Source organism: Moorena sp. SIO4A1, assembly GCF_010672065.1.
GTDB lineage: Bacteria > Cyanobacteriota > Cyanobacteriia > Cyanobacteriales > Coleofasciculaceae > Moorena.
In genome coordinates this window covers 1-1,457 of record NZ_JAAHHX010000707.1, presented here as the reverse complement: position 1 = coordinate 1,457, position 1,457 = coordinate 1, and the positions used below count along the sequence as shown (strand labels likewise).

The window sequence follows — 1,457 nt, the reverse complement described above, 5'->3', positions numbered from 1 at the left end:
TATCAATTTGAAAAATGTAGGGAGTATCACTGACTAAAAGAGCCACTGCCCCAGCACCACTACTTGGTTCCGCAAAAGACCAATCTTCACTAAGAGCTTCCCCTCCCTCCGCAATCAGAAACCGAGAGATATCGGTGGCGATAACTAAGGCTTTGGCTCCAGGAAAGGTTTGGGACAGAATCAAGTTGATTGCCATCTGTAAGCCTGCTGTTCCTGAGTAGCAAGCTTGCTTGAGTTCAAACATGCGACAGTTACGACTTAAGCCCAAATACTCCTGAATATAGGTGCTCATCGATTTGCCAAAGTCAATGCCTGACTCGCTGCAAGTAATCACCATTTCTATGCGCTGCTTGTCAGCATTACTCAATCGATCAATGATGGGCTTGGCGGCATTAACTGCATAGGAAACTGGATCTTCATAGGGCAGAGAAACTGCTTTCTCTTTCATCATTAGATTGTCAAAGCGTGAGATGTCCAACTGACGCGCTTGTACCAGCTTACGCACATCTAATTGAGCTGCACCTCCATATACACTGAGAGCTTCAATGCCAACTGATTGCATAGCTTTACTCCTTGCCCAGTAATAGAGCTGTATTGATGCCGCCAAAAGCAAAACTGTTGCTGATGGCATATTGAATTTCCGCTTGAACAGCAGTTTCTTTAACCCAATTGAGGCTATCATCAACGGGGTTAACCAAATTGTGGGTTGGATGACAAAAATTAGAGTTCATTTGTAATAAAGTAGCGATCGCTTCGATAGCTCCAGCCGCAGTTAAACAGTGACCGGTCAAAGACTTGGTTGAGTTGAGAAGACAATGGTTAAGTCCTGTGGATTTTAAGGCAGCTACTTCTGTGTGATCACCAAGGGGCGAACCGGTACCATGAGTATTGACATAATCAATTTGTTCTGGTTTTAAGTCTGCCATGGCTAAAGCTGTCTTCATCGCTCGTTCTTCACCAGTTTGAGATGGTTCAGGACTACGATTGCCAGTTAAATTGAAGCCCCAACCAAGGAGTTTGCCCTGGGAAACTACTCCTCTTGCTTGAGCGTGATTAGCTCTTTCTAGGACTAAAACTCCACAACCCTCGCCATAAATAAAACCATCATGATTTCGGTCGAATGGTCTACAGGCAAGATCTGGTCTATCAGCAAAACGTTCACTACCCATAGCTCCCAAATTCATTAGTCCTTGACATTCATAAGCACAGATATCAAAGAGACTACCAACGGCAATACTAATATCAGTCACCCCCATTAAAATTTGACGAGCTGCATGAATGATAGCTACTGCTCCACCAGCAGATGCTCCACCTACGGTATAACCTTCTCCTTGAATCTGAAAACACTGGGAAAGTAAACCCAAAATATCCGTATCCCAAACTGTTAGTCCATAAGTGGGTCGGATAAATTCTGGACGGGATTGATAACGTTGCCAGGTTTGTTGCAGATGACGTTG

General features: G+C 44.2%; 2 protein-coding genes. Both read right to left on the bottom strand.

The genetic code is table 11. The features are described from left to right. Positions 1-562: ketoacyl-ACP synthase III family protein (locus tag F6K53_RS42145; RefSeq protein ID WP_293086452.1), on the bottom strand; the 562-nt coding region annotated here is incomplete at its 3' end. Positions 563-566: 4 nt separating this feature from the next. After that, a partial coding sequence (locus tag F6K53_RS42140) for a beta-ketoacyl synthase N-terminal-like domain-containing protein (RefSeq protein ID WP_293086449.1) occupies positions 567-1,457 on the bottom strand: 891 nt, incomplete at its 5' end.